Source organism: Paenibacillus nuruki (assembly GCF_963311185.1).
In the GTDB taxonomy this organism is placed as follows: Bacteria; Bacillota; Bacilli; order Paenibacillales; family Paenibacillaceae; genus Saccharibacillus; species Saccharibacillus nuruki.
In genome coordinates, this window is record NZ_OY725677.1 from 1,736,655 (window position 1) to 1,759,399 (window position 22,745).

Here is a 22,745-nt window from a genome sequence, read left to right on the forward strand (position 1 = left end):
GTATGCATCTAGATCAGTTTCATTTCCTTACCGACTTTCTCATAAACAGAGATCACCTGATCTAGCATTTCCTTCGTATGGACAGCCGTTGGCATATTACGTATTCTGCCAGTTCCTTTTGGAACAGTTGGGAATACGATGGCCTTGGCATAGACACCTTCTTCATAAAGCCGCTTGCTGAACTGCTGGGTAGTCACTTCATCGCCGATGATACAAGGGGTGATCGGCGTTTCGCTTTGACCTACATCATATCCAAGCTGACTCAAGCCATGCTTTAACTCCTTGCTGTTCGCCCATAGCTTCTCAATCAGTTCTGTATCACTCATTAAAATATCGACTGATGTGCTACAAGCAGCGATTGCAGCCGGTGGTAGTGAGGTCGAGAATAAGAATGGACGGCTTCTCAGCTTCAACCATTCGATCAGTTGTTTCTTACCAGCGACATAACCGCCAACAACGCCGATCGCTTTGGATAACGTACCGATTTGAAAATCAATGTGGTCGGATAATCCGAAATGCTTGACTGTTCCTGCACCTGCTCCTAGAACCCCCGAGCCATGGGCATCATCCACATACGTAATCAGATCGAATTCTTCGGCTATTTTTGCGATTTCGGGTAGCTTAGCTATATCGCCATCCATAGAGAACACGCCATCGGTGATGACCATAATTTTATGATATTGTCCTGATTCTGTAGCTTCTTTCGCCTTTTGCCTTAGATCATCCATATCTGAATGCTTATATCGAATCACCTTGGCTCTCGATAAGCGACAGCCATCAATAATTGAAGCATGATTCAGCTCATCTGATAAAATCGCATCATGCTGATCCATTACCGCAGATATAGCAGCCATATTGCAGTTAAATCCCGATTGATACACGATAACAGCTTCTGTCTTTTTGAAATGCGCAAGCTTATCTTCAAGCTCAATATGCAGATCCATCGTACCATTGATGGTTCGCACAGCTCCTGCGCCTGCACCGTATGTCTGCGCCGCCTTCACTGAAGCATCAATCAGGCGCTGATCGGTTGCGAGTCCCAAATAGTTATTGGAAGACAAATTGATCAGAGACTTTCCATCAATCTGAATAACAGGCCCATTCGCACCCTGTAGCGTGTCAATGACGTTATATAGACCTTTCGTCTTTAGATCCTCGATATTCACAGTCAAAAATTGTTCTAATGCTTGACTCGACATTACATTCCCTCCCTAACATACAAATGTCCTTTTCCAAGAGACAATATTTTACTTAGTAAACGCTTACAATTCAGATATTATGCTGATTTCAATGTATCATCTTTTTTGTTTTTTGTACACACATGAAGGACATATCGTATACACACCCCTCTTATCAGAAAGAAGCACTTTTTTTAAATAATCTTGTAACTCCAGTATAAGAATGATCATCTAATCTCTAACGTTAAAACCCTAAACCCTTAGTTAAACACATCATTCACATGAATCGTATATCCAGTGATCCAAAGTGCTTTATCACTCATCAGTAACTCGAATACATGATTGGGTATGATTGCCCATAAACTCTTAAATTATCAATAAATACTATGATTGGTGGTACTTATACGATCAACCTACCTTGCGACTGTGAACTGTATATTTAGCTTAATAAACAAAAATAAGAGCAATCCGCAAGGGATACTCTTATTTTTAGATTGATTATTAGTTAGACGATACACTCTCAGAATTGCCTCAGAACGTATACGATTCACCATCATTAGGTACATGAACATTAGCAGACATTCCTTTTTCAATAGCAAAGTTTCTTAGATCTTCTCTTGAAAGATTCCAGTGATTCACGGCTTCCATATGAACAGAGATAATTTGAGATTTTGGAGTAGCTTGATATACATTGTAAATGTCTTCCTTGTTCATAACCAGTGAACCGCCTTGCATAAACTGGTTGTCTCCACCGTTTACTACAATGATTTCGGGTTGATGCGTCTGAATAGTCTGTTGAACTTCTTCATACCAGACCGTATCTCCAGCGACATATAACGTTTTTTCAGTGGGATGCTTGAATACTACACCGCATACTTTGCCTGCCATATTTAGAATTTCTCCACGTCCGTGCTCGCCTTTTGTTTTGATTAATTGAATACCTTCGTATACGGTATCTGTTTGTAGCACTTCAACATTTGTAAAACCAGCGTTTTGGATTTCTTGAGCATCTTCTTCATTTTGTGTAAAAAGCGTTATTGCTTTCGGTAGAGCTTCTTTGGCTGCATCATCCCAGTGATCGATATGCAAGTGAGTGACAATTACTGCGTCTACCTCGCTGATTATTTCTTCGATTGAAATAGGTAAAGCAACCAGAGGATTTTTTTGATCTTCTCTAGCGGCATTAGGAAAAGCAGGAAGTGTGCCCTTTTCAGATAAAAATGGATCGACTAGAAATTTCTTGCCTGCATATTGAACGATAAGAGTAGCATTACGGATTAATTGAATATTCATTTTATAAGACTCCTTTTATTTAGATACGATAAGTACATATTAAAATTTGTAGAAATAGGTATTTCATTTCTGTACAACTTTTAGCGTATAATCAAATGATAAAGGTTATTTGGATTTCGGAAAACAACCTGACGAAACCATTTCGTAATAAATCATTTCAAGATGAAAGGATTTCTATATGCAACTTAATCACACGGATTATCAGATCCTTCGAATATTAGCAGAAAACTCACGTATTCCTTGGAAAGATCTTGGAGAACAGATTCATATGACCGGACAAGCGGTTGGCAATAGGATCAAAAAGCTTGAAGATAACGGCGTGATCCACTCCTATTCTTTGATTGTGGATGAACTCCAGCTGGGTCTTGCTTATACAGCGTTTGTTATTATTACGATGAATAGTGCCAATCACAAATCTTTTATACATTTTATTGATAAACGGGATGAAGTTATCGAAGCACATCGTATTTCTGGCGAAGGTTGTTATCATTTAACATTGAAAGTCAGTTCGCAAGACCAGTTAAATGATTTTCTGGATGCGTTACTTGTCCATGGCAATTACAGTTTGAATTTATCGATCCAAAAAGTTAAACAAAGCGATGCATTAACAGCCATATTAAAAAATAAAAGTCACTCTTATTTGTAATCTTTATACAAAAAGGAGCCTGCAACAATGGGTTCCTTTTTATTAATTACCTCATATCCAATCACAACCTCCCTCTATCATCCTAATCTCTCTTTTCAAACTACATTTGACTACTCATTTCTTATATCGTATTATTCTAATATAACGATATAAGGAGAATTCATATGGACACTACTGCTTTTGATGTAAAAGATCTAAAACAATTTGATGAACCTGCCAATCTATTAAAAGCTTTATCCCACCCTATTCGCTTATGTATCGTGCGTGGACTGATACGCAAACGTAAATGTAACGTTTCATATATGCAAGAATGTCTGGATATTCCACAATCGACGATTTCGCAACATTTACAGAAGCTTCGCAGTACAGGCATTGTCACAACAGAGCGGAGCGGACTAGAAGTGAACTATCTGCTTGCAGATCCACGAATTGAACAGATCATCCATATTTTATTTGGAGAGGAAGATTGCGAATCATGAATCCAAAAAGTCAAAAAGTATTGATTGTTGGCGGTGTCGCTGGAGGAGCATCGGCGGCTGCACGTTTACGCCGACTTGACGAGCACGCCGAGATTATTATGTTTGAAAAAGGGCCTCATATTTCTTTTGCTAACTGTGGATTACCTTACTATATTGGGGGTTCTATTACCGATCGTGAACGTTTGCTTGTACAAACGCCAAAAGGAATGGCAGATCGCTTTCAAATCGATGTGCGGACACAAAGCGAAGTGATTGCTATTCATCCACATACACGTACGATCCAGATCCAAAGTCTTGAAAAAGGATTATATGAGGAAAGTTATGATAAGTTGATTCTTTCTCCGGGTGCTCGTCCTTTTATCCCAAATCTACCGGGCAATGATCATCCACTCCTTTATACGGTGCGCAATGTAACGGATATTGAGCATATCAAGGAAAAGGTCACTGCTGAAGATACACAATCTGCTATCGTCGTCGGTGGAGGATTTATCGGTGTAGAAATGGCAGAGAACTTGCGCGAAGCAGGTCTAGATGTAACCATGATTGAAAGTAATGCACAGCTACTGGCTCCGTACGATCCTGAATTGGCAGTGTTACTGGCACAGGAAATGGAGAAACACGGTGTGAAGCTAATGTTCAAGCAACGGGTTATAGGCTTTCATTCCCATCAGTCAGGTATCGGGGTTGAACTTGAAAGTGGGCAAAATCAACATGCTGATCTAGTGATTCTTGCTATCGGAGTTACACCAGATACTACCTTTTTACAAAGTAGTGGTATTGCTCTTGGAGCACGTGGACATATCCTTGTAAATGAAGCGCTTGAAAGTAGCTTGCCGGATATCTATGCTGTTGGAGATGCTATTGAGGTTAAAGACTATATTCACGGAAACCAGACAACAATTCCGCTCGCAGGCCCTGCCAATAAACAAGGTCGTATTGTTGCTGATCGGATCGCTGGATTGAATTCTACGTATAAAGGAACCATGGGCACCTCGGTTATTAAAATATTTGAATTGACTGCTGCTTCTACGGGGAGTAACGAGAAAACGTTAAAACGTCTTGGGATAAACTATCAGAGCGTTATCGTTCATCCTTCTTCCCATGCTTCTTACTATCCCGGTGCTAGTGCAATTACACTCAAGTTGCTATTTACGCCGGAAGGTACCATTTTGGGCGCTCAAGCGATCGGTTATGAAGGGGTAGACAAACGCATCGACGATATCGCTACAGCTATTCATTTCAGAGGGTCTATTCATGATCTGGCAGAACTTGAATTAAGTTATGCTCCGCCCTATTCTTCGGCTAAAGATCCGGTCAATATGGTTGGTTATGCAGCTGAAAATATAGTTTCTGGACGTGTACAGGTCTTTACCTATGATCAATTACCAGAACGTCGCCCTGATCAGACGATTCTGCTCGATGTACGTAGTGAACTGGAACATAATAATGGACATATTCCCAGCTCATTGTCTATTCCGGTCGATGAACTTCGTCAACGACTTAGCGAACTGGATATGTCTAAAGAAATCTGGGTGTACTGTCAGGTTGGACTACGTGGTTATACAGCTTCACAGATTTTGCGACAATATGGGTTCAATGTGAAGAACTTGAGTGGTGGTTATAAAACATACCGTATGGCTCAATTCCAGCCAACTCCTTTTTCATCCGAAGAATCAGACAACAATAATAGTCACAAGAAAGAAGACCATGTACAAACATGGACTGTAGACACAAATAAATCGTCTAACAATGAACAGAAGTCTATCCAACCTATGCATATAGATGCTGAACTCGATGTACGTGGTCTGAGTTGTCCGGGGCCTTTAATGCAAGTGAAAAAATCGATGGATCAATTGCCCGATGGACAGACATTGCGTATACAAGCTTCTGATCCCGGATTTTACGAAGATATCCAAGCATGGGCTACAATGTCTCGCTCGAGTCTACTCAAGTTAGAGCGTGGTAACAGTGGTGTGATTGAAGCTGTGGTCAGTAAAAATATAGTACAACCTAATCCTGAACTTGTAACTGCACATGCTTTAGAAGCCGATCCTGCGAGTACCATGGTTGTCTTTAGTGGTGATCTGGACAAAGCGATTGCTTCTTTGATTATTGCTAATGGTGCAGCTGCAAGTGGACGTAAAGTCACGATGTTCTTCACGTTCTGGGGATTGACTGTTATTCGTAAACAATCGCCACAACCGATATCCAAATCAATGATCGGTCGTATGTTCGATATGATGCTTCCTCGTAGTAGTCGTAAGCTACGTTTATCTCAAATGAACATGTTGGGTGCAGGTCCTAAAATGATTCGTGGTCTAATGAAGCATCATAATGTTCCTTCTCTAGAAGAACTGATACAGGGTGCTGTCGATCAAGGCGTAGAAATGGTCGCTTGTCAGATGTCGATGGATCTGATGGGCATTCACCGTGATGAGTTAATGGATCATGTTAAAAGTGTTGGCGTTGGTTACTATTTGGGAGAAGCTTCGCAAGCGAATCATAATCTTTTTATATAAATGGAATAAAATTGCAGTAAACGTAAAAAGGAGTGCTCATGAAGAGGCACTCCTTTTTTATTTAATCCTATGATAGAGATCAATCATAAAATAAGCACATTTCCTACAAAATGATGTTGTTATTCCGAATGCATGTGTAATGCTTCTTGCTCATAAGATTGAAAAGCATTTTCCAAGCCCATAATCACATCTTTTATTTTCATATATCCTTTGGTGTATGTCTCGGAATCTCGAATTTCTTCCCACATATAATGATACTGCTTGATATCTTCGGTCTCACAGACGACAAAATCAGTATACTCTTTCCCCGGTAAAGCTTCCGCATCAAAAAAACGTACTGTTGTGGATGAACGATACTTATTGATAATTTCTTGCAACCCTGCTGCATGTTCTCGGCGCTCTTCTCGTGGTAAGGCTAACCAAGAAGGATAAAACTCCAGTAAAACAATCATCATTTGTCGCATACTTCTCTCACCTCATCTAAGTAATGTTTACTATATCGTTGCTATATCACCAGTCTAACGTGCAAGATTTCAAACTGCATTAACATAGGTTAATGATTCTCATGTAGGATTCGGCTAAGTGAAACAGGTGAGATGCCTAAGTAAGAAGCGATATGATATTGAGGTATCCTTTGCTCAAGTCCTGGATATTTTACTAAAAAAGCGTGATAGCGTTCTAACGCTGATAGATATAATAATTCTCGTTCACGTTCTTCTTTACGGATATAAAGTCGTTCTATAGCTGTTCTAACAAATCGTTCCCAATTATGGCTTCGATCCATAAGATTTTGTAAAGTAGAATATGGAATCTCGATGACAATAGAATCTTCTATAGCCTGAATCGTATATTTCGAAGTTGATCCAGTGATCATAGCTCCATAAGAGGTTGCAAAATCATTTTCTAACGTAAAAGCAACATTATATTCTCGTCCATCCGATAATATGTAATACAAACGAAACAATCCTTGTGTGCAAAAATAAGCATGCTGTACAGGTTCATCCGATTGAACAATTGCCACTCCACTAGGAATAGACCTCACACTTGTAGCATGAACAAACCACTCCCATTCTGTAGAAGATATTGAAGCTTGATCAGCCATAGCTTCTAGTATTAAGTAATGTTGTTGCATCGTAATTTCCTCTTTCTTCAGTAAATGACATACCTTATATAGCATTATTGTAATCATATACATAAAAGAGCGCTATATTAGCGCTCCTAAATGAAGTACGGTATAGATCATTTGCCCATAATGCAGCCGTACATATAGCTACGATACCGATTAACATGACCAGAATAACACGCTACTTTTTCAGCATATTCTGCCCTCTCTGGTTGCATCATCAAGATCAAGCGCGTCTTTTGACAAAAAAATAATTTATTTCCATACCACAATGTCTTCTAACGATTGTCTTGTTTTGGAACGCTTCGGATCTTCTGTGCGATAACCAAAAGCAACAAGACAAGCAACCCCAAATTCATTTTTATCTATAATGCCTTCATCATGAAATAAAGAAGTTACTTTTTCTCTATCAATTCCTTCAATTGGACAAGAATCAATACCAATATGAGCGGCGGCTGTCATCATGTTTGCCATTGCAATATAACTTTGTTTGCATGCCCACTCGTGAATCCATTGAGCATTATTTTCTAATTCAACTTCTGTGAACATTTTATACACGCTTGAAACAAATGTTACGACTTCTTCTGGCATTTGTTGAATATTGCTCATCATATGAGTGACATACTCAGAATCGAAAGTTAACTCACTTGCTCTTTTTGCTAAAATAAAAACCAAATGACTTGAAGTCGGTATCTGCCTTTGAGCACCACCTGCAATAGGTTTTAACTGATCACGAAGTGCTTTCTCTTGCACTACAACAAATTTCCACGGTTCCAAACCAAAGGAACTTGGAGATAATCTTGCTGTTTCTAAAATAAACTGAAAATCATCATCTGAAATTTTTAAGTCAGTGTTAAAGTTTTTACATGCATGTCTAAATTGATAAGCACTTAAAAGCTCACTCTTTTTATCTTTGATCATATTCATAGGATTATTCCTCCGGAATTATATTTGTTGACATATCAACGTTGATGTATCAACAAATATATAATAAACACTCCTGAATAGCAAGAATTAATCTTTCTTTTTACAAAAAGATAAAAAAGTCGATCAGTATAGACCGACTTTTTATCCATATTTGTCTGTATATTAGTATCTAATCGTATGCCTTATTTATTAGATATATCCTCTTACGCATTGTCTTTCATGTGCTTCACATTTTTATCTAACTGGTCTAATACTTTTTTGAGCGTATTAAATTCGGTCTCACTAATATTGGTTAATAGTTCACTTGCAAAATGCTCTTTCTCTGTTTGCGAAGTTTCAATAACTTCTTTACCATAGTCAGTTAATTGCACTAAAATAATACGATTATCTCCATCTTTGCGTCTTCGTGAGACTATCTTGTTATCTTCAAGCTGTCTCAAATGCCTCGCAACAGCTGCTTTATCAATCGTCACTTTTTTTTGTAGATCACTTTGGCTAATTTCAGTTTCCTGATATAGTAAGGCAAGTATTTCAAAGCGAGATTGGCTGATACTAATATAAGCATCGAATGTAGTATTGATGGCATTGTTTACACGATACATTTGGTATAACAACGCACTTTCTTCTGACCAATCTTTCCTCAAAACCATCCCATCTTTCATCATTATATTTGCTAACTACAGGTAGACAGTGTATTAGACAATATACAACTTAAATCCCTTTTTTACAAGTAAATCAGCACTTGATCGTATGCTTATATATATGAAAAAAATGTAGAATACAGCTACATAATAACCCTTTAAAAGGTATGTAAATTCACTATAAACAGCTTGTTTACTTGCTAACACACTTCTCTATAGATAAAAACCTCTTTCTTTAGCTAAGAAAGAGGTTTTGTTTTTTAAGTACGTGTTCTATCTTTATAAAATATAGATCTAACTAGATCAGTATACAGATAACGTCCCATCGTAATTGATCACCTGTCCATTATGATTCTCATCATCTAATACATAATTAACGATAATCTCAGCAGCTTGAGCAGTTGTTTTCACAAAATCTCCTGTCATATTGCCATTTAGATCCGTAGATACGGCTCCTGGCATAACAGCGAAAATTTCGACCGGTATATTTTCTTTCTCAAAACTCATTCCCCATGATTTAGTCATCACATTCAAAGGAGCTTTTGCTGTCTGATAAGCAAAGGCATTAAAGAATGATAATGGCTCAATAGGAATACTGATATTTTGAATGGTGCCTTTATTTGCAATTAACAAAGGTAATAATCCTTTAGAAAGTGCAAATGGGCCGATAAAATCGACTTGATGCGTAGTGACAAGTTCTTCCACTTCAAATTCCCAGCCCACTTTATGCATATCTCCTGAAATACCGGCATTGTTTACCAGCAGACTTAATTGTGGATAGTTATCATTAATCGTTGCGACAGCTCGATCAATACTTTGCAGATCAGCGACATCGATCAATAACAACTCTGCATCACCAAATGCTTTAAGCGTATGAACAGCTGTTTCTCCACGTTCCTGATCTCGTGCGCCAACCAGAACATGGTACCCTGCTTGTAATAAATGTTTGGCAATTTCAAATCCAATGCCTTTATTGGCTCCTGTCACTAATGCGGTTTTGTTCATGTATATTCTCCTTTTTCACATCTCATGTGCATCAAAATAAAAACTGTTGATTTATCAACGATTGATATATCAACAGTTTATAATATGTTTTATAGGATAGCAAGTACTTTTTATTTTATAATATAAAAAGAATAATTTAACAATTAAGGTATATTAATGAAAAAGAAATTATTATATAATTTATTTGTAATTCCAACATCTATGTATTAATAAATAAAGGGGGGAATTGAGTACATACTAACTCTATTTTACGTTTGAAAGGTTGTAACTACTTTGAACATGGCTTTATGATCTGACTTGCGTAATTCAACTACACTTATACTGGAGGTTTTATAATGAAAAAATTATCATCTGTATTATTATCTGCTACGTTATTCGCTTCTATTCTCCCGATGACATCGGTATCTGCGGCAGATATTGATCAATCTCAAGTGGTATCAAGTCCAGCAACAACAGGCGATCAAGCCCAATCGTTGCAATCTTCTTCTGCTCAAGCATCAGTGAACTATCATAGTATCCGTTTCTCTATCGATTTTATGGATACAATTATGGCAGGTGATAGCGAACCTCGTGGACGTTTTTTCCAAGCTGTTGAAGAAGCTGTCGGAGCACCTGTTATTTTTTATGATTTTTGGAGTGAATTTATAGTAATCAAAGTCATGGATAAGCAGTTGTCGCCTGAAGAAGCAGAAGTAGTCAAAAATAAATTGAATAGCTTGAAATGGATCAACGAAACGTATGGTATTCCATTAGATCAGGATATTATTACCGATGTTTACTGGTTTGATCGCTGGGCTTAATTGGTAATATAACAAAAGCGTGGAAGCAGATAATTGTCTGCTCTTCCACGCTTTATTTTTTTCTGTTTTTTACTGGTTATTGATGACTTTGCTTGTAGAGGCAGAATTTAAACCTTTATAGCATATCAGAGATAATAAGCTCACTATAAAAATAACAATTCCGAATGGCTGGGCAGAATATTCTCCAGCAAGTCCTACCAGTGGAGAAGTAAATGAACCTAATAAAAAAGGTAACACACCCAGTACGGCTGAAGCACTTCCAGCGATATGACCTTGCGATTCCATAGCCAAAGAGAATGACACAGGTCCTATCAATCCAATCGAAAAGCCAAACCAAAACAGAGCGATGACTAATCCGATCAACGATCCGTAAGATAACGTCATCACAAGAATAACGGCACTGGCTACAAAAGCAGACATCAATCCAATCGCAAAAATGCGCCGTTCCGCCATATGCCCTGCCAGATACTTTACCAATTGCGATCCTAACATAATCGCTACTCCATTTAGTGCAAATAGAATCGAAAATACCATAGGCGAAACTCCATAAATATTCTGATAAATAAACGGAGTTGCTGATACATAAGCAAATACTCCAGCAAACAAAATCCCATTCCCCAGTGCATAACTCATAAATAACCGATCACAAAATAATTCTTTATAATTTCCAATCACTTGTCTAAAATGACCAGCTACACGCTTTGAAGCAGGTAAAGTCTCGGTTATCCCCCATATCGTTAACAACGTAAGTGCAATACCCAACAGCCCCAAAACGATAAATATATGATTCCATGAAGTATATGCGATCACTCCACTGCCAGCGAGCGGTGATATAAGTGGAGCAACATTGCTAATCATCGTTAACAGTGAAATGAATTTAGTTAATTCTGATCCATTATAGAGATCCCGTACAATTGCACGAGAAATAACAAGCCCTGCCGAAGCTACAAACCCTTGAACAAATCGAATACCGATAAACAGTTCAATATTAGGTGCAAAAGCACAAGCAATCGAAGAAATAAAATAGAGAATCATCGAAATTAATAAAGGATAACGTCGTCCATAGATATCACTCAAGGGCCCCATCACTAACTGACCGATCCCCAAACCTAATAAGCTAGCGGTTAATGTCGTTTGAATCATCGATGTATTCGTTTGAAAATAGCTCATAATTTCGGGCAGAGACGACAAATACATATCTACAGTAAATGGCCCCAATGCAGAAAATGAAGCTAACAATAATGCAAATCCAAATGTATTCTGTTTAGTAGTGACTTTCATTTTTTTCTCCTAGTGATACATAGATTGATTTTTGAAATGATATGAATATGCTTTAGCCGGCTAAGAATATTCTGTGTTCGTTCTCTACTATTTATTGTAGCAACCTCAATGTATATAGCAAATACTCATATCTTATACTATGATATGCTTATTAAGCATTTCTATTTATGTAAATATACAAGGAGAAATAGGTATGGAGATCAGAGTGTTACGTTATTTTTTGGCTATTGCAAGAGAAGGAAGTATTACAGGAGCAGCGGCATCATTACATATGACACAACCTACGTTATCCAGACAATTGAAAGATTTGGAACAGCAATTAGGCAAAGCACTATTTGTGCGTAGTAGTCATCATGTGATTCTGACAGATGAAGGTATATTACTCCGAAAAAGAGCAGAAGAAATTATAGAAATGGTCGATAAACTAGAAGCTGAATTTCAATCTATGAAAGAAACAGTACGTGGTGATGTGTATATTGGTGGTGGAGAAACAGAAGCTATGAAGCAGATTGCACGAGGAGTTAAGCAATTACAGTTGAACTATCCTGATATCAAGTACCACCTCTATAGTGGGAATGCTGAAGATGTAACCCAACGATTAGATAAAGGATTACTTGATTTTGGCATTTTGATTCAACCGGTTAATATATCTAAATATAATTACATCCATATCCCTGCTACCGATGTCTGGGGCGTCGTTATGCGTAAAGATAGCCCGCTTGCTCAGAAAAAAACGATCCAACCAACCGATCTGATAGACTTACCGTTGATCTGCTCAAGGCAAGTCATCAAGCAATCGTTTACCCAAAATGAATTTGTAGATTGGTTTGGGGATCTATTTGATACATTGAATATTGTGACTACGTATAATCTTGCTTACAATGCCGCCATTATGGTAGAAGAAGGCATTGGATATGCCTTAATGTTAGATAAGATTGTGAATACGTCTAGCGAGAGCCCACTTTGCTTCAAACCACTTGAACCCCGACTTGAAACGGGTTTAGTGATGGTTTGGAAAAAAGATCAGATCTTTTCAACAGCGGCAGATACATTTTTAAAAGAAATTCAGGCTAGCTATGGAACAAATACGTAGGTTATGATTGCCCAACATTAATGATCTTTTTGATCCATGATGGCTCACTGGTCGCTGCTCGAACAAGACAGTCTGCGCAGTCTACAAATGATAAAGGACGAAGTGGCGCAATACGTGTTAAGGGCCCTGCTGTATACGTTATAGAGTTAGCAGTATGACTCAGTACAGAAGGACGTACAATTACCCAATCTAGCTTACTTTCGATTACTGCATGCTCAGCGATCGTTTTGTCTTTGATTGCTTTTGAGAAAATAAATCGCATAGTACGTACTGCACTCTGATTTACAGCCGAAAGTTCTTTTCCATTACTCAAATTAATCCCGCTTTGCATCACTAGACGTTGAACTCCTGCTTGCTGACAAGCAGATAAAATATTTGGTATCCCTTCTGACATCACAGTACCCGGTGAAAAATTGGCTGCAAGAACATTCAAGAACCCTTTGGACAGCGGATGACGTGATGAGAAGTTAGTCGTTGGGCCGATGCAACTGATCACTACGTCTGCACCTATCATAGCTTGGATCATACTAGATGTATTGTACACATCTCCCTGATAAACATGGAGTTGCTCGGTAGGTGCAATTACTTCTGGTCGACGAGCGACAGCGGTAACTTCATGATCTAATTCAAGTAAACGCTCTACCACTTTCTTACCTGTGGCTCCTGTCGCTCCAATAACGGTAACTTTCATTTCTATATTCCTCCTTAGGTGATTACATGAATACATTCGGTTCAAAAATGCACACTCGTGCATTAAGAAACAACTATGTATAATAGTAAAGAGAACTACAGCATTTACAATGATTAAAAATATAATTTCCGTGTATTAGTTCACATTCTTTTTAGAACTGTGTATTAAGATAAAGAAAGATGGTGCTTCAGATATGGTACAGATCGATCGAAGAGTACGAAAATCGCAAAAAGCTATCAAATCAGCTATTATCGACCTCATGATTGCCAAAAAGTTTGACCAGATTACGATACAAGATATTGCGGATCAAGCAGATGTTAGCCGAAGAACAATTTATTTGCATTATACCGACAAATTCGATTTGTTAGATAAGCTGATTCAAGAACATATTGAAGAGATGCAAGAAATTTGCAATACAGAAGACATGAATGCTACTTATATGGAGTCAGCATTATTATGGTTCGAATACTTTGAAAGTCAGTATTCATTCTTCTCTGCCATGCTAGCTAGCAAAGGAAGTTCTTTTTTTCGTACTCGATTCTTAGATTTTTTTCTTCAAGAATTAGAACAAGGCATAATAGACGAAGGAGGGCGAAAATTAACAGAAGGCGATTATGTAGATATTCAGTTTTTAGGAGCGGCTATTTTAGGTGTAATGGAATGGTGGCTCAAGAATAAGAAACCTCACCCTCCCTCTTTTATGGCTGAACGATTGGGATTATTACTTGAGCATCATTTTGAATTATATGTATATCCATCTTCCAGTTTATAAAAAGTTTATATTTAATTTAACTCCTGTACAGAAATAGTTTGCTTTTGTTTATGTGTAATTTAACTTTCTCCTCTAAGATCAATCTATAATTCAACCTTTATACGGATGATGAAGATCAGGAGGAACAAGATATGAAGAAATACCCTGCATATTTAGTAGTACTCGCAGGCATGGTTGCACTAAGCCAGACGATCAATAACCCTGTACTTGCAGCTCCCACGCACCTTTCGACTACTCAGAGCACCACTTCTACGAGCGCTTCGTTAAAAGCACTTTCTTCCATCTCGCTTCAATCTGGAGTGAGTGTGAAAGTAACAGATATCCAATTAGCTAGTAAAAATACAGGTAACATTCTAACCTACACACTGAGCTATACTAACCAAACATCCAGTCCATACAAATTAATGAATAGCTTTTCTAGAGTGAAAACAACACATACTTCTCCCGTCAAAGGAATACCTATTCCCGATCAGAAAGATCAAGTGACGATTTCACCAAAGTCTACTCAAGCGATCACATACTATGCAGATATGAAAAAAGACAATACTTTAGCCAGCAGTCAGATCATTATGTATGGTTGGGATTTCAATAGTTCCAATTATGAGAAAAAGCTAGGTACATTTACGATCCCTTCGACATATTCGCCTGCGATAGCTCAAGGAAAAAGCAAAAAAGTAACGATCGGTAATTTACTACTTAATCTCAAGCCACAACAGTTACAAATCGTCCGTTTTAATAATAAGTTATATGCTCGTCTAGCTTTACAAGTAACCAATCTAAGTACAGAAGGATTAGATCGTCCTCCGTATCATACGTATTTACAATCATCTAATCGCTCTAATTTTGAAATGCAGTTAGATTACGCTAGCCGTGATATCTCGATTCAACCTGGCGATACCAAAAGTGTCGGTTATATCGTTGCTATCCCTGCTTATCTCAACACGACCAATATGTCGCTACAGATCACTAGCAATACCGCTCAAACGGATACCAAAAGTGAAACTTCAACTACCAGTACGATAACGGATATCGAACTACCTATTGTAGCGTTTAAGCTACCTAAAGTAAGCCCTTCGAGTCTAACTGTTCCTGTATCCGCATCTCGAAAAATAACCGTCGATGGTATCACGATTGAGACGCAGTTGAAAAAAGCGACGATTTCTACAAGCGGAGATAAAGCGGTATGGACGATGCAATTTAGAGTCAAAAATATAGGCAATCAAGCTGTCCTTTTACCTACTTATGAAGCATCGATAAAAACAATAGAAGGATATACCTTCCCAATTAATACCAAAGCATTAACCAATCTAGCACTCAAACCGTTACAAGAAAAGCAAATTCAACTATCTGCTGAAATTCCAGCGCAATTAAAACAGCAACAACTACTTTTGCAGTTATTAGAATCGTCAGCCCCCACTCCAAGCAATACGACGACTAATACGCAGGTATCCGATCGTACCCAAGAATCAAGTCCGATTATTTTACCGACTGCTTTTTATATGATTCCTTACAGTCAGGAGCAGAATCAATCGGCTCAAACGGAATATACCTTTGATAATAATGTGGGTAGCTTTGGCGTGACTCTGGAATCGTTCCAACGTATGCCGTGGGCAGCTGAAGATATCGTAGTAGCCAAAATCCGTCTACGTAATGCAGGTACTTCTTCGGTTGCATTACCTACTCTGGGCGGATCGATCAAAGCACAAAATAATCGAATCAGTAGCCCTGTGCAGATCATTGCGGAACAAGCAGATAACTCACTAGATGCAGGACAAAGCAAAGTTTACTATCTGGTTAGTCATTTCAGTGCGGATCTGGATCTATCGCAACTAAAAATTGAACTTTATCCTACGGTAGATACTGCCAACAATGATACAAACAGTACTACAGCCAATACAACGAATCCGAATACTAATTCACTGGATAGCGATAATCCATTTTTATCTCTTCAAGTCGGTCAGATTAATTCTAATATTGCCAAAATAGCTCCCGGTGCTTCTTTCCATATCCAGACTACAGGTAAAAAAGCAGAAATCAAAGAGCGACGTACGATGATGTATGAAGGCACAAGTCAAAAGATCGCTTATACCGAACTTGAAATGAAGAGTGAAGAAAAGCGTACTTCGACCCCTGCACGTCTCGTTGCTTATTACAAAACACCAAACAATGAATATTATGAAGCAACAGTGAATCAATCCGATAAATCGGTCGGACCGGATGGGAAAAACTTGATTACTGTATGGAGCAAATTACCGACTTCAATCAATACCTCTGGACTCACACTATATCTAGGTGAAGCGATTAATGATGGCAAAATGTCTACTGCAACGACAACACCGACAGGATATATCAATGCAGTTGAACTGGGGCTTAACAAACAGACTCCACCGGTTGTGGCTAGTGTAAGTAGTGAGATGGAGTTGTTCCCGTACCGCTTTGCGATTACAGGTGCAACAGGTTCATTAGCAGAAGGTCAGGAAAGTATCGCTTTGAATATGACCTATAACTTTAGCAAAGACAACACCTACAATATGGGTACGTACGGGCATAATCTGATTATTCAGTGGGTTGATCCATCCGGTCAAATGCAAGAGAAAACGATGGTACCCGGAACCGATTTAACTCTAGGCAAATCAGTCCCTTATTCCACTACACTCAATAGCAATGTATACAAAACAATGAAAGGTGGTCGCTTCCTAATCAATGTGTATGATGAATTTGAAGGAGAGCGCATCCTTCTGGGTACACAAAGCTACAGAATCGATTACACAGCGAATATCGTAAATACACAGCCATCATCACCTGTCGATAATCCAACAACCAATCCAAGTGTACCTCCGACAACGAGTCCACCGGATTCATCAGATCCAAGTCCTAGCACCAAACCAAATCAATCTACAGATCCATCTGCTAAATAACGGAGGAACCTATGAATAGTAAAAAACGAATTTGGATTACACTAGCTATTATTATTGTTTTAGTCGCTTCGGCGGTTACTGGTTATGTTCTCTGGCCGAAGTCGCAAGAAGAAATAGTCGTTGAACCCACTCCTTCTATTCCTGTACAAAAAGGAGAAATTACCGTATTAATCAAAGGTGCTGGGTCAATTAAACCAACAAGTCAGACTGTCGTCTATGCGGATCATGAAGGTAATATTAATCAGGTTAATGCTAAGATCAATACCCGTGTTCAAAAAGGGCAAGTCTTGTTCACGTATAAAAACAAAGATAATGCTAAAGATATCACCCAACAGACCAATACACTCAAGCAACAACAAAGCGATCTACAAGATAAGCAAGAACAGTACAAACAGCTTGTTATGAACAACGCTACACCCACAGAACTTGATAGTGCTCGTCTAGGTATTGAAAAAGGAAAAGACGATATCACAGTCACAGAGACCGAAATTGCACGTTTGCAAAAAGATCAAGCCGCTCCTGCTCCATTACTGTCTCCAATCAGTGGCACGATTACCAAAATGAGCGTTTCTCCAGGTGGGGCTGTAAGTAGTGGCGCAGAAGCATTTACCATTATTGATTATCAAGATTTGAGCGCTACCATTCAGGTTGACGAGTTAGACGTTCTCAAAATTCATCAAGGATTAAAAGCTACCCTTCAGCTAGATGCTATTCCTGAAAAAACCTATAATGGCAAAGTATCTATGATTGCGAATGAAGGTGCGATCAAAAATGGTGTTTCTACTTTTGGTGTAACTATCCATCTTGATCAACCGGGTGAGATTAAAGCAGGAATGTCAGCTCAAGCTACGATTTTGGTAGAACAGAAAAAAAATATTCTTGTGTTGCCTATTGAGTCGGTGATTCAGCAAGGGAATCAATATGTGGTTCAAAAAGCTAGAGTATCGGCTGGAACGCAAAATGCACAACCAGATACCACTACCGAGCAGAAAGTAAATATCGGTATACACGATGATAGTCAAATTGAAATCAAAAGTGGTCTAAAAGAAGGAGATCTGGTCGTTATTCCATCCAGTGATATGAGCGGATTGAGTACATCTTCATCAGCAAGTACGATGTCTAATATGGGTGGATCAGATGATAGCAGTTCTACCCCAACTTCAGATAGTGGTTCGACCGATAGTTCTTCTACAGATAGCAGTAGCAACACGTCAACAGACAGTAGCAATACAACGACTGATAATAGTAGCGATAGTTCTTCTACAGGCGGTGGCACACCATGAGTCAGGAGCCACTCATACAGATCAATCATATGAATCATGGCTATATGATGGCAGGACAACGAATGCCTATTTTACAAGATATCTCGATGACAGTGAATCACGGTGAATTTGTAGCGATTATCGGCCCTTCCGGATCAGGGAAATCAACATTAATGAATATGATCGGATGCCTTGATCTGCCCAACAGCGGAGAATATATACTCGATGGGCAAAATGTACGCAAAACATCGGATAATCGCCTTGCCAAAATTCGTAACGAGAAAATCGGGTTTATTTTTCAAAGTTTTAACCTGTTGCCCAAGTTATCGGCAATCGAAAATGTAGAACTCCCTCTGATCTATCGTGGATTGTCTTATCGCGAACGTAAAAAAAGAGCAAGTCAGGCATTAGAGCAAGTTGGATTGCATGAACGGATGTATCATCGCCCGAATCAGTTATCGGGTGGTCAGCAACAGCGTGTAGCGATTGCTCGTGCTCTTGCTGGCGATCCTCCTTTGCTACTGGCAGATGAACCGACAGGTGCACTCGATACCCATACAGGTAAAGAAGTGATGCAAATGATTAAAACACTGAATCAACAAGGTCATACGATTATTCTGATTACCCATGATCTAGATATTGCCGATCAAGCCAAGCGAGTGATTCGTATTCAAAATGGGGTATTGACTGAAGATCGGAGGAATCCTGAATGATCTTTTTTCAAAGTGTACGTATGGCTTTGCTCAGTGTGATTAGTAATAAAATACGTTCTTTTTTGACCATGTTAGGTATTATTATTGGAGTATCCTCCGTTATTCTGGTCGTGTCTGTGGGGATGAGCTTTAATGGTCAGATTAGTGACCAATTTGGCGATATGGGAACCAATTTACTTTCGGTGAATGTTATGGGGCGAGGAGTTACCAGTTCGCTTACGTATGATGAAGTGATTGCCTATAACAAGATCAAAGGGGTATCCGGTGTCTCTCCTACCCTTTCAGGTAATGTCACTGCCAAGCACCGTAACAACAATGTCGATGTATCCTTGGAAGGTGTTATCCCTGCCTATGAGCATGTGAAAGATTTCCATGTACAATCGGGACGATTCGTTCTGAATATCGATAGTCAGTATCGGCAAAAAGTAGCTGTGCTTGGTTCTTCTACGGCAACAACTCTATTTGGCAGTGAGAATCCAGTCGGTCAGGATATACGTCTTAATGGAGAAACATTCAAAATTGTGGGCTTGTTACAAAGTAAAGGCACTAGCTTGATGGGTTCTAATGATGAGAAGATTCTGATCCCGCTGGCTACAGCAGAACGCTTTTTGCAGACCAAAGGTATTCAAACGTTTGAAGTCAAAACGGTGACTGAACAAGATATTCCTACGGTCAAAGCCATGCTTGCTAACAGCCTTGAACAAAAATTCAAAGATTCTTCTGCTTACGATATATTTGATGCTCAAGAAATGATCAAATCGATGGAAAAAACCAATGCGTTAATGTCAGCATCTTTAGCAGGAATTGCCGGTATTTCACTGATTGTGGGTGGAATTGGGATTATGAATATTATGATCGTATCGGTAAATGAACGTACTCGTGAGATTGGTATTCGCAAAGCGATCGGGGCGAAAAAAGAGTAATATATTGATCCAATTTATGATCGAATCGATATTCTTGAGTACTCTTGGCGGATTACTGGGTATCGGTGTAGGGCTTGGATTGGTATGGATTGCTGGCAAGTTCACTCCATTTCCAATTCAATATGCGTGGAATATGGTGACGATTTCTTTTGTATTTTCATTTGTGATCGGTGTACTGTTCGGAATTATTCCTGCCAATAAAGCTGCACGATTACGACCTATTTATGCGCTACGTACCGATTAAATGCTACAATACATCCGTAATCACTTATACACATTAAAAGGAGTACGTGGTATGACTATTAAGCAACGCCTGATCATTTCTAATATTTTGATGATTGTCATACCTGTACTTATTTCGGCTATTATTATCGGAGCAGGACAATATCTATCGTACCAGTATTGGAAAAATCAATATAACAGTGAAAGCTCGATTTATGATGTGCCTGAAAAAATCACTTCTGTGGCTACCGAGCTTATTCAAAACCCTCAGAAACAAAAAACAGCTGAGAAAAAGCAATTAGAAGACTATTTACAAAAGCATTCTATGCGATTGACGGTACACGATTACAATTCTCGCACGTTATTATTAAATATGGGCAAGCTTGATATCGATCCTAATAATAAAATGATAAACGCGATCTGGTCTTTGAGTGGAGAAGGCAGTATCTATCTTTCCGAAGAAGATGTGTATAGCAAAAAAGTCGCTATTAATAATCAAACGTATGTTATTTCGACATTCGATTCTTTTCACGAAAATGGAAACAGCGATGATGGGTATTATAGTCAGTACCAGATGTTAATCACACTTTTTATGATTTTATTTGGTATAGGTATTATCGTCACGATCTTTTTTACTAATCGCTTTCTCACCTATTTTGTATTCAAACGAATCAGTCAACCACTGGATACACTGGTTGTAGGTGTGCAACAGATCAGAGATGGTAATCTGGATACACGTATCCAATATGAGAGTAAAGATGAATTTGCAGCGATATGTCATGATTTCAACGATATGGCATTACAATTAAAACAGTCGATGCAGTTAATTCAGCGTCAAGAAGAAAGTCGTAAAGAACTATTAGCAAGTATTTCCCATGACCTGCGCTCTCCACTGACTTCGATTCGTGCCTATTCGGAAGGTTTGCTAGATGGCGTTGCTAATACACCTGAAGCGCAACATAAGTACATTACGATGATTCAGACCAAAGCAAGAGATATCGACCGAATGGTTGCCAAAATCTTTCTATTTTCCAAAATGGATCTGGGTAATTATCCGTATGATCCTGAGCTATTAGATGTGAATTATGAGTTGGAATCGCTAGTCAAAGCCACAGCCGAAGAATATCGGAGTAAAGGCTTGTATATCACCACTTCCTTTTCAGATCAGAGAGCTGTTATTTTTGCAGATCAATTGCAATTAGATAGTATATTTACGAATATTGTAGAAAATAGCTTAAACTATAAACATAAAGAACGTGGATGGGTGCATATTCAGACTCGTGTTGATCATGATCTGATCACGATTAGTATCAGTGATGATGGACCCGGTGTCCCTGAACAATCTCTACCCCAATTATTTGATTTATTTTATCGAAGTGATCCTTCACGTAATAATCCTAACAGAGGTAGCGGATTAGGGCTTGCGATTACATCCAAAGCGGTCGAACGTATGGGTGGCACAATCAAGGCTATGCATGCATCATCAGGTGGATTACAGATTATTATCGAGCTGCCATTGATTAAGCAGGAGGATATACGATGAGAAAAATACTCATTATAGAAGATGACGAAGCGATTGCATCGATAGAACGGGATTATCTTGAAATCAATCATTTTGCAGTCGAAATTGCAGACAATGGAATCACCGGTGCAGAACAAGCATTATCCGGACAATTCGATCTGATTCTACTTGATCTGATGTTACCCGGTGAAGATGGATTTTCCGTATGTCGTAGATTACGCGAAAAGCTAGATATTCCGATTCTTATGGTGACCGCCAAGCAGGAAGATATAGATAAGATTCGAGGATTAGGTCTGGGGGCAGATGATTATATTGTCAAACCATTCTCCCCTAATGAGCTGGTGGCACGAGTGAAATCTAATCTGGCTCAGTATGATCGTATCAAAGGAAAAAACGATTTCCCTCGAAGTAGTCATATTGAAATCGGTTCGTTTGTGATTAATACTCAAGCTCATCGTGCTTATCTGGATGGTAAAGAACTAGAGTTGAAGAAAAAAGAGTTCGACCTGCTCTACTTTTTGATTATGAATGCCAATAATGTATTTAGTAAAGATACATTGTATGAGCGTATCTGGGGATTCGAATCCATTGGCGATAATGCTACGGTAGCTGTCCATATTAATCGATTACGTGAAAAAACAGAAGAAGATCCAAGTAACCCTCGCTATATCCAGACCGTATGGGGTGTAGGTTATCGCTTTCAACCTTAACTACGAATATCTAGATGATAGTGAACA

General features: G+C 38.7%; 20 protein-coding genes and 1 pseudogene. 12 read left to right on the forward strand and 9 right to left on the reverse strand.

Annotated elements, in window-relative coordinates; genetic code table 11:
• Nucleotides 1-8: 8 nt before the first annotated feature.
• Together RCP16_RS07755 and RCP16_RS07760 are read right to left on the reverse strand one after the other, a co-directional pair.
• The gene (locus tag RCP16_RS07755; protein WP_308642071.1) at nt 9-1,199 is read right to left on the reverse strand and encodes a glycine C-acetyltransferase; all 1,191 of its coding nucleotides are present in this window, start codon (nt 1,197-1,199) and stop codon (nt 9-11) included.
• 510 nt (nt 1,200-1,709) lie between these two features.
• Nucleotides 1,710-2,471 (reverse strand): MBL fold metallo-hydrolase, encoded by a 762-nt coding sequence (locus RCP16_RS07760; protein ID WP_308642072.1) that lies wholly within the window; start codon nt 2,469-2,471, stop codon nt 1,710-1,712.
• Between the two features lie 178 nt (nt 2,472-2,649).
• Between RCP16_RS07760 and RCP16_RS07765 the strand changes: the two genes are divergently transcribed.
• The 3 genes from RCP16_RS07765 (at nt 2,650) to RCP16_RS07775 (ending at nt 6,115) form a co-directional block, all read left to right on the forward strand.
• Nucleotides 2,650-3,117, forward strand: coding sequence for an Lrp/AsnC family transcriptional regulator (locus RCP16_RS07765; RefSeq protein ID WP_308642073.1), 468 nt, complete (start codon nt 2,650-2,652; stop codon nt 3,115-3,117).
• 164 nt (nt 3,118-3,281) lie between these two features.
• Complete coding sequence (locus tag RCP16_RS07770) at nt 3,282-3,596, forward strand: ArsR/SmtB family transcription factor (RefSeq protein WP_069327564.1); 315 nt, start codon at nt 3,282-3,284, stop codon at nt 3,594-3,596.
• Nucleotides 3,593-6,115, forward strand: a complete 2,523-nt coding sequence (locus tag RCP16_RS07775; protein ID WP_308642074.1) for an FAD-dependent oxidoreductase — start codon at nt 3,593-3,595, stop codon at nt 6,113-6,115. The genes RCP16_RS07770 and RCP16_RS07775 overlap by 4 nt, the downstream gene beginning before the upstream one ends.
• Nucleotides 6,116-6,234: 119 nt before the next feature.
• Here the strand turns inward: RCP16_RS07775 and RCP16_RS07780 are convergent, their stop codons facing one another.
• The 5 genes from RCP16_RS07780 to RCP16_RS07800 form a co-directional block, all read right to left on the reverse strand.
• A complete protein-coding gene (locus RCP16_RS07780) occupies nt 6,235-6,579 on the reverse strand; it encodes a darcynin family protein (protein ID WP_308642075.1) in 345 nt (114 codons plus the stop codon).
• Nucleotides 6,580-6,668: 89 nt separating this feature from the next.
• Nucleotides 6,669-7,247, reverse strand: a complete 579-nt coding sequence (locus tag RCP16_RS07785) for a Crp/Fnr family transcriptional regulator (RefSeq protein ID WP_308642076.1) — start codon at nt 7,245-7,247, stop codon at nt 6,669-6,671.
• A gap of 246 nt (nt 7,248-7,493) precedes the next feature.
• Nucleotides 7,494-8,165 carry an NAD(P)H-dependent oxidoreductase gene (locus RCP16_RS07790; RefSeq protein WP_308642077.1) on the reverse strand — a complete coding sequence of 224 codons (672 nt, stop codon included), beginning with the start codon at nt 8,163-8,165 and terminating at the stop codon, nt 7,494-7,496.
• A gap of 203 nt (nt 8,166-8,368) precedes the next feature.
• Nucleotides 8,369-8,815, reverse strand: coding sequence for a MarR family winged helix-turn-helix transcriptional regulator (locus tag RCP16_RS07795; protein WP_137224302.1), 447 nt, complete (start codon nt 8,813-8,815; stop codon nt 8,369-8,371).
• Between the two features lie 294 nt (nt 8,816-9,109).
• A complete protein-coding gene (locus RCP16_RS07800; protein ID WP_137224300.1) occupies nt 9,110-9,811 on the reverse strand; it encodes an SDR family NAD(P)-dependent oxidoreductase in 702 nt (233 codons plus the stop codon).
• 335 nt (nt 9,812-10,146) lie between these two features.
• On the opposite strand from RCP16_RS07800, the gene RCP16_RS07805 reads away from it, so the two are divergent.
• Nucleotides 10,147-10,611 (forward strand): hypothetical protein, encoded by a 465-nt coding sequence (locus tag RCP16_RS07805; RefSeq protein WP_308642078.1) that lies wholly within the window; start codon nt 10,147-10,149, stop codon nt 10,609-10,611.
• Nucleotides 10,612-10,680: 69 nt separating this feature from the next.
• Here the strand turns inward: RCP16_RS07805 and RCP16_RS07810 are convergent, their stop codons facing one another.
• Entirely contained in the window at nt 10,681-11,892 is a 1,212-nt protein-coding gene (locus tag RCP16_RS07810; protein ID WP_308642079.1) for a multidrug effflux MFS transporter, read from the reverse strand.
• Between the two features lie 193 nt (nt 11,893-12,085).
• Between RCP16_RS07810 and RCP16_RS07815 the strand changes: the two genes are divergently transcribed.
• A complete protein-coding gene (locus RCP16_RS07815) occupies nt 12,086-12,985 on the forward strand; it encodes a LysR family transcriptional regulator (RefSeq protein ID WP_308642080.1) in 900 nt (299 codons plus the stop codon).
• Between the two features lies 1 nt (nt 12,986).
• Here the strand turns inward: RCP16_RS07815 and RCP16_RS07820 are convergent, their stop codons facing one another.
• Nucleotides 12,987-13,676, reverse strand: a complete 690-nt coding sequence (locus tag RCP16_RS07820) for an NAD(P)-dependent oxidoreductase (protein WP_308642081.1) — start codon at nt 13,674-13,676, stop codon at nt 12,987-12,989.
• A 193-nt stretch (nt 13,677-13,869) separates the two neighbouring features.
• Between RCP16_RS07820 and RCP16_RS07825 the strand changes: the two genes are divergently transcribed.
• The 7 genes and pseudogenes from RCP16_RS07825 to RCP16_RS07860 all read left to right on the forward strand — a co-directional run bounded on the left by RCP16_RS07825 (nt 13,870) and on the right by RCP16_RS07860 (nt 22,718).
• Nucleotides 13,870-14,448, forward strand: a complete 579-nt coding sequence (locus RCP16_RS07825) for a TetR/AcrR family transcriptional regulator (protein ID WP_308642082.1) — start codon at nt 13,870-13,872, stop codon at nt 14,446-14,448.
• A 131-nt stretch (nt 14,449-14,579) separates the two neighbouring features.
• On the forward strand, nt 14,580-17,366 hold the full coding sequence (locus RCP16_RS07830; protein ID WP_308642083.1) for a hypothetical protein: 2,787 nt from the start codon (nt 14,580-14,582) through the stop codon (nt 17,364-17,366).
• An 11-nt stretch (nt 17,367-17,377) separates the two neighbouring features.
• A complete protein-coding gene (locus RCP16_RS07835) occupies nt 17,378-18,649 on the forward strand; it encodes an efflux RND transporter periplasmic adaptor subunit (protein ID WP_308642084.1) in 1,272 nt (423 codons plus the stop codon).
• Complete coding sequence (locus tag RCP16_RS07840; protein WP_137224280.1) at nt 18,646-19,341, forward strand: ABC transporter ATP-binding protein; 696 nt, start codon at nt 18,646-18,648, stop codon at nt 19,339-19,341. Before RCP16_RS07835 ends, RCP16_RS07840 begins: the two co-directional genes overlap by 4 nt.
• Nucleotides 19,338-20,508, forward strand: a pseudogene (locus tag RCP16_RS07845) (ABC transporter permease). The gene RCP16_RS07840 and the pseudogene RCP16_RS07845 overlap by 4 nt, the downstream one beginning before the upstream one ends.
• Nucleotides 20,509-20,559: 51 nt before the next feature.
• The gene (locus RCP16_RS07855; RefSeq protein WP_308642087.1) at nt 20,560-22,029 is read left to right on the forward strand and encodes a sensor histidine kinase; all 1,470 of its coding nucleotides are present in this window, start codon (nt 20,560-20,562) and stop codon (nt 22,027-22,029) included.
• Nucleotides 22,026-22,718: a response regulator transcription factor gene (locus RCP16_RS07860; RefSeq protein ID WP_308642088.1), complete on the forward strand. Its 693-nt coding sequence runs from the start codon at nt 22,026-22,028 to the stop codon at nt 22,716-22,718. Before RCP16_RS07855 ends, RCP16_RS07860 begins: the two co-directional genes overlap by 4 nt.
• Nucleotides 22,719-22,745 lie beyond the last annotated feature (27 nt).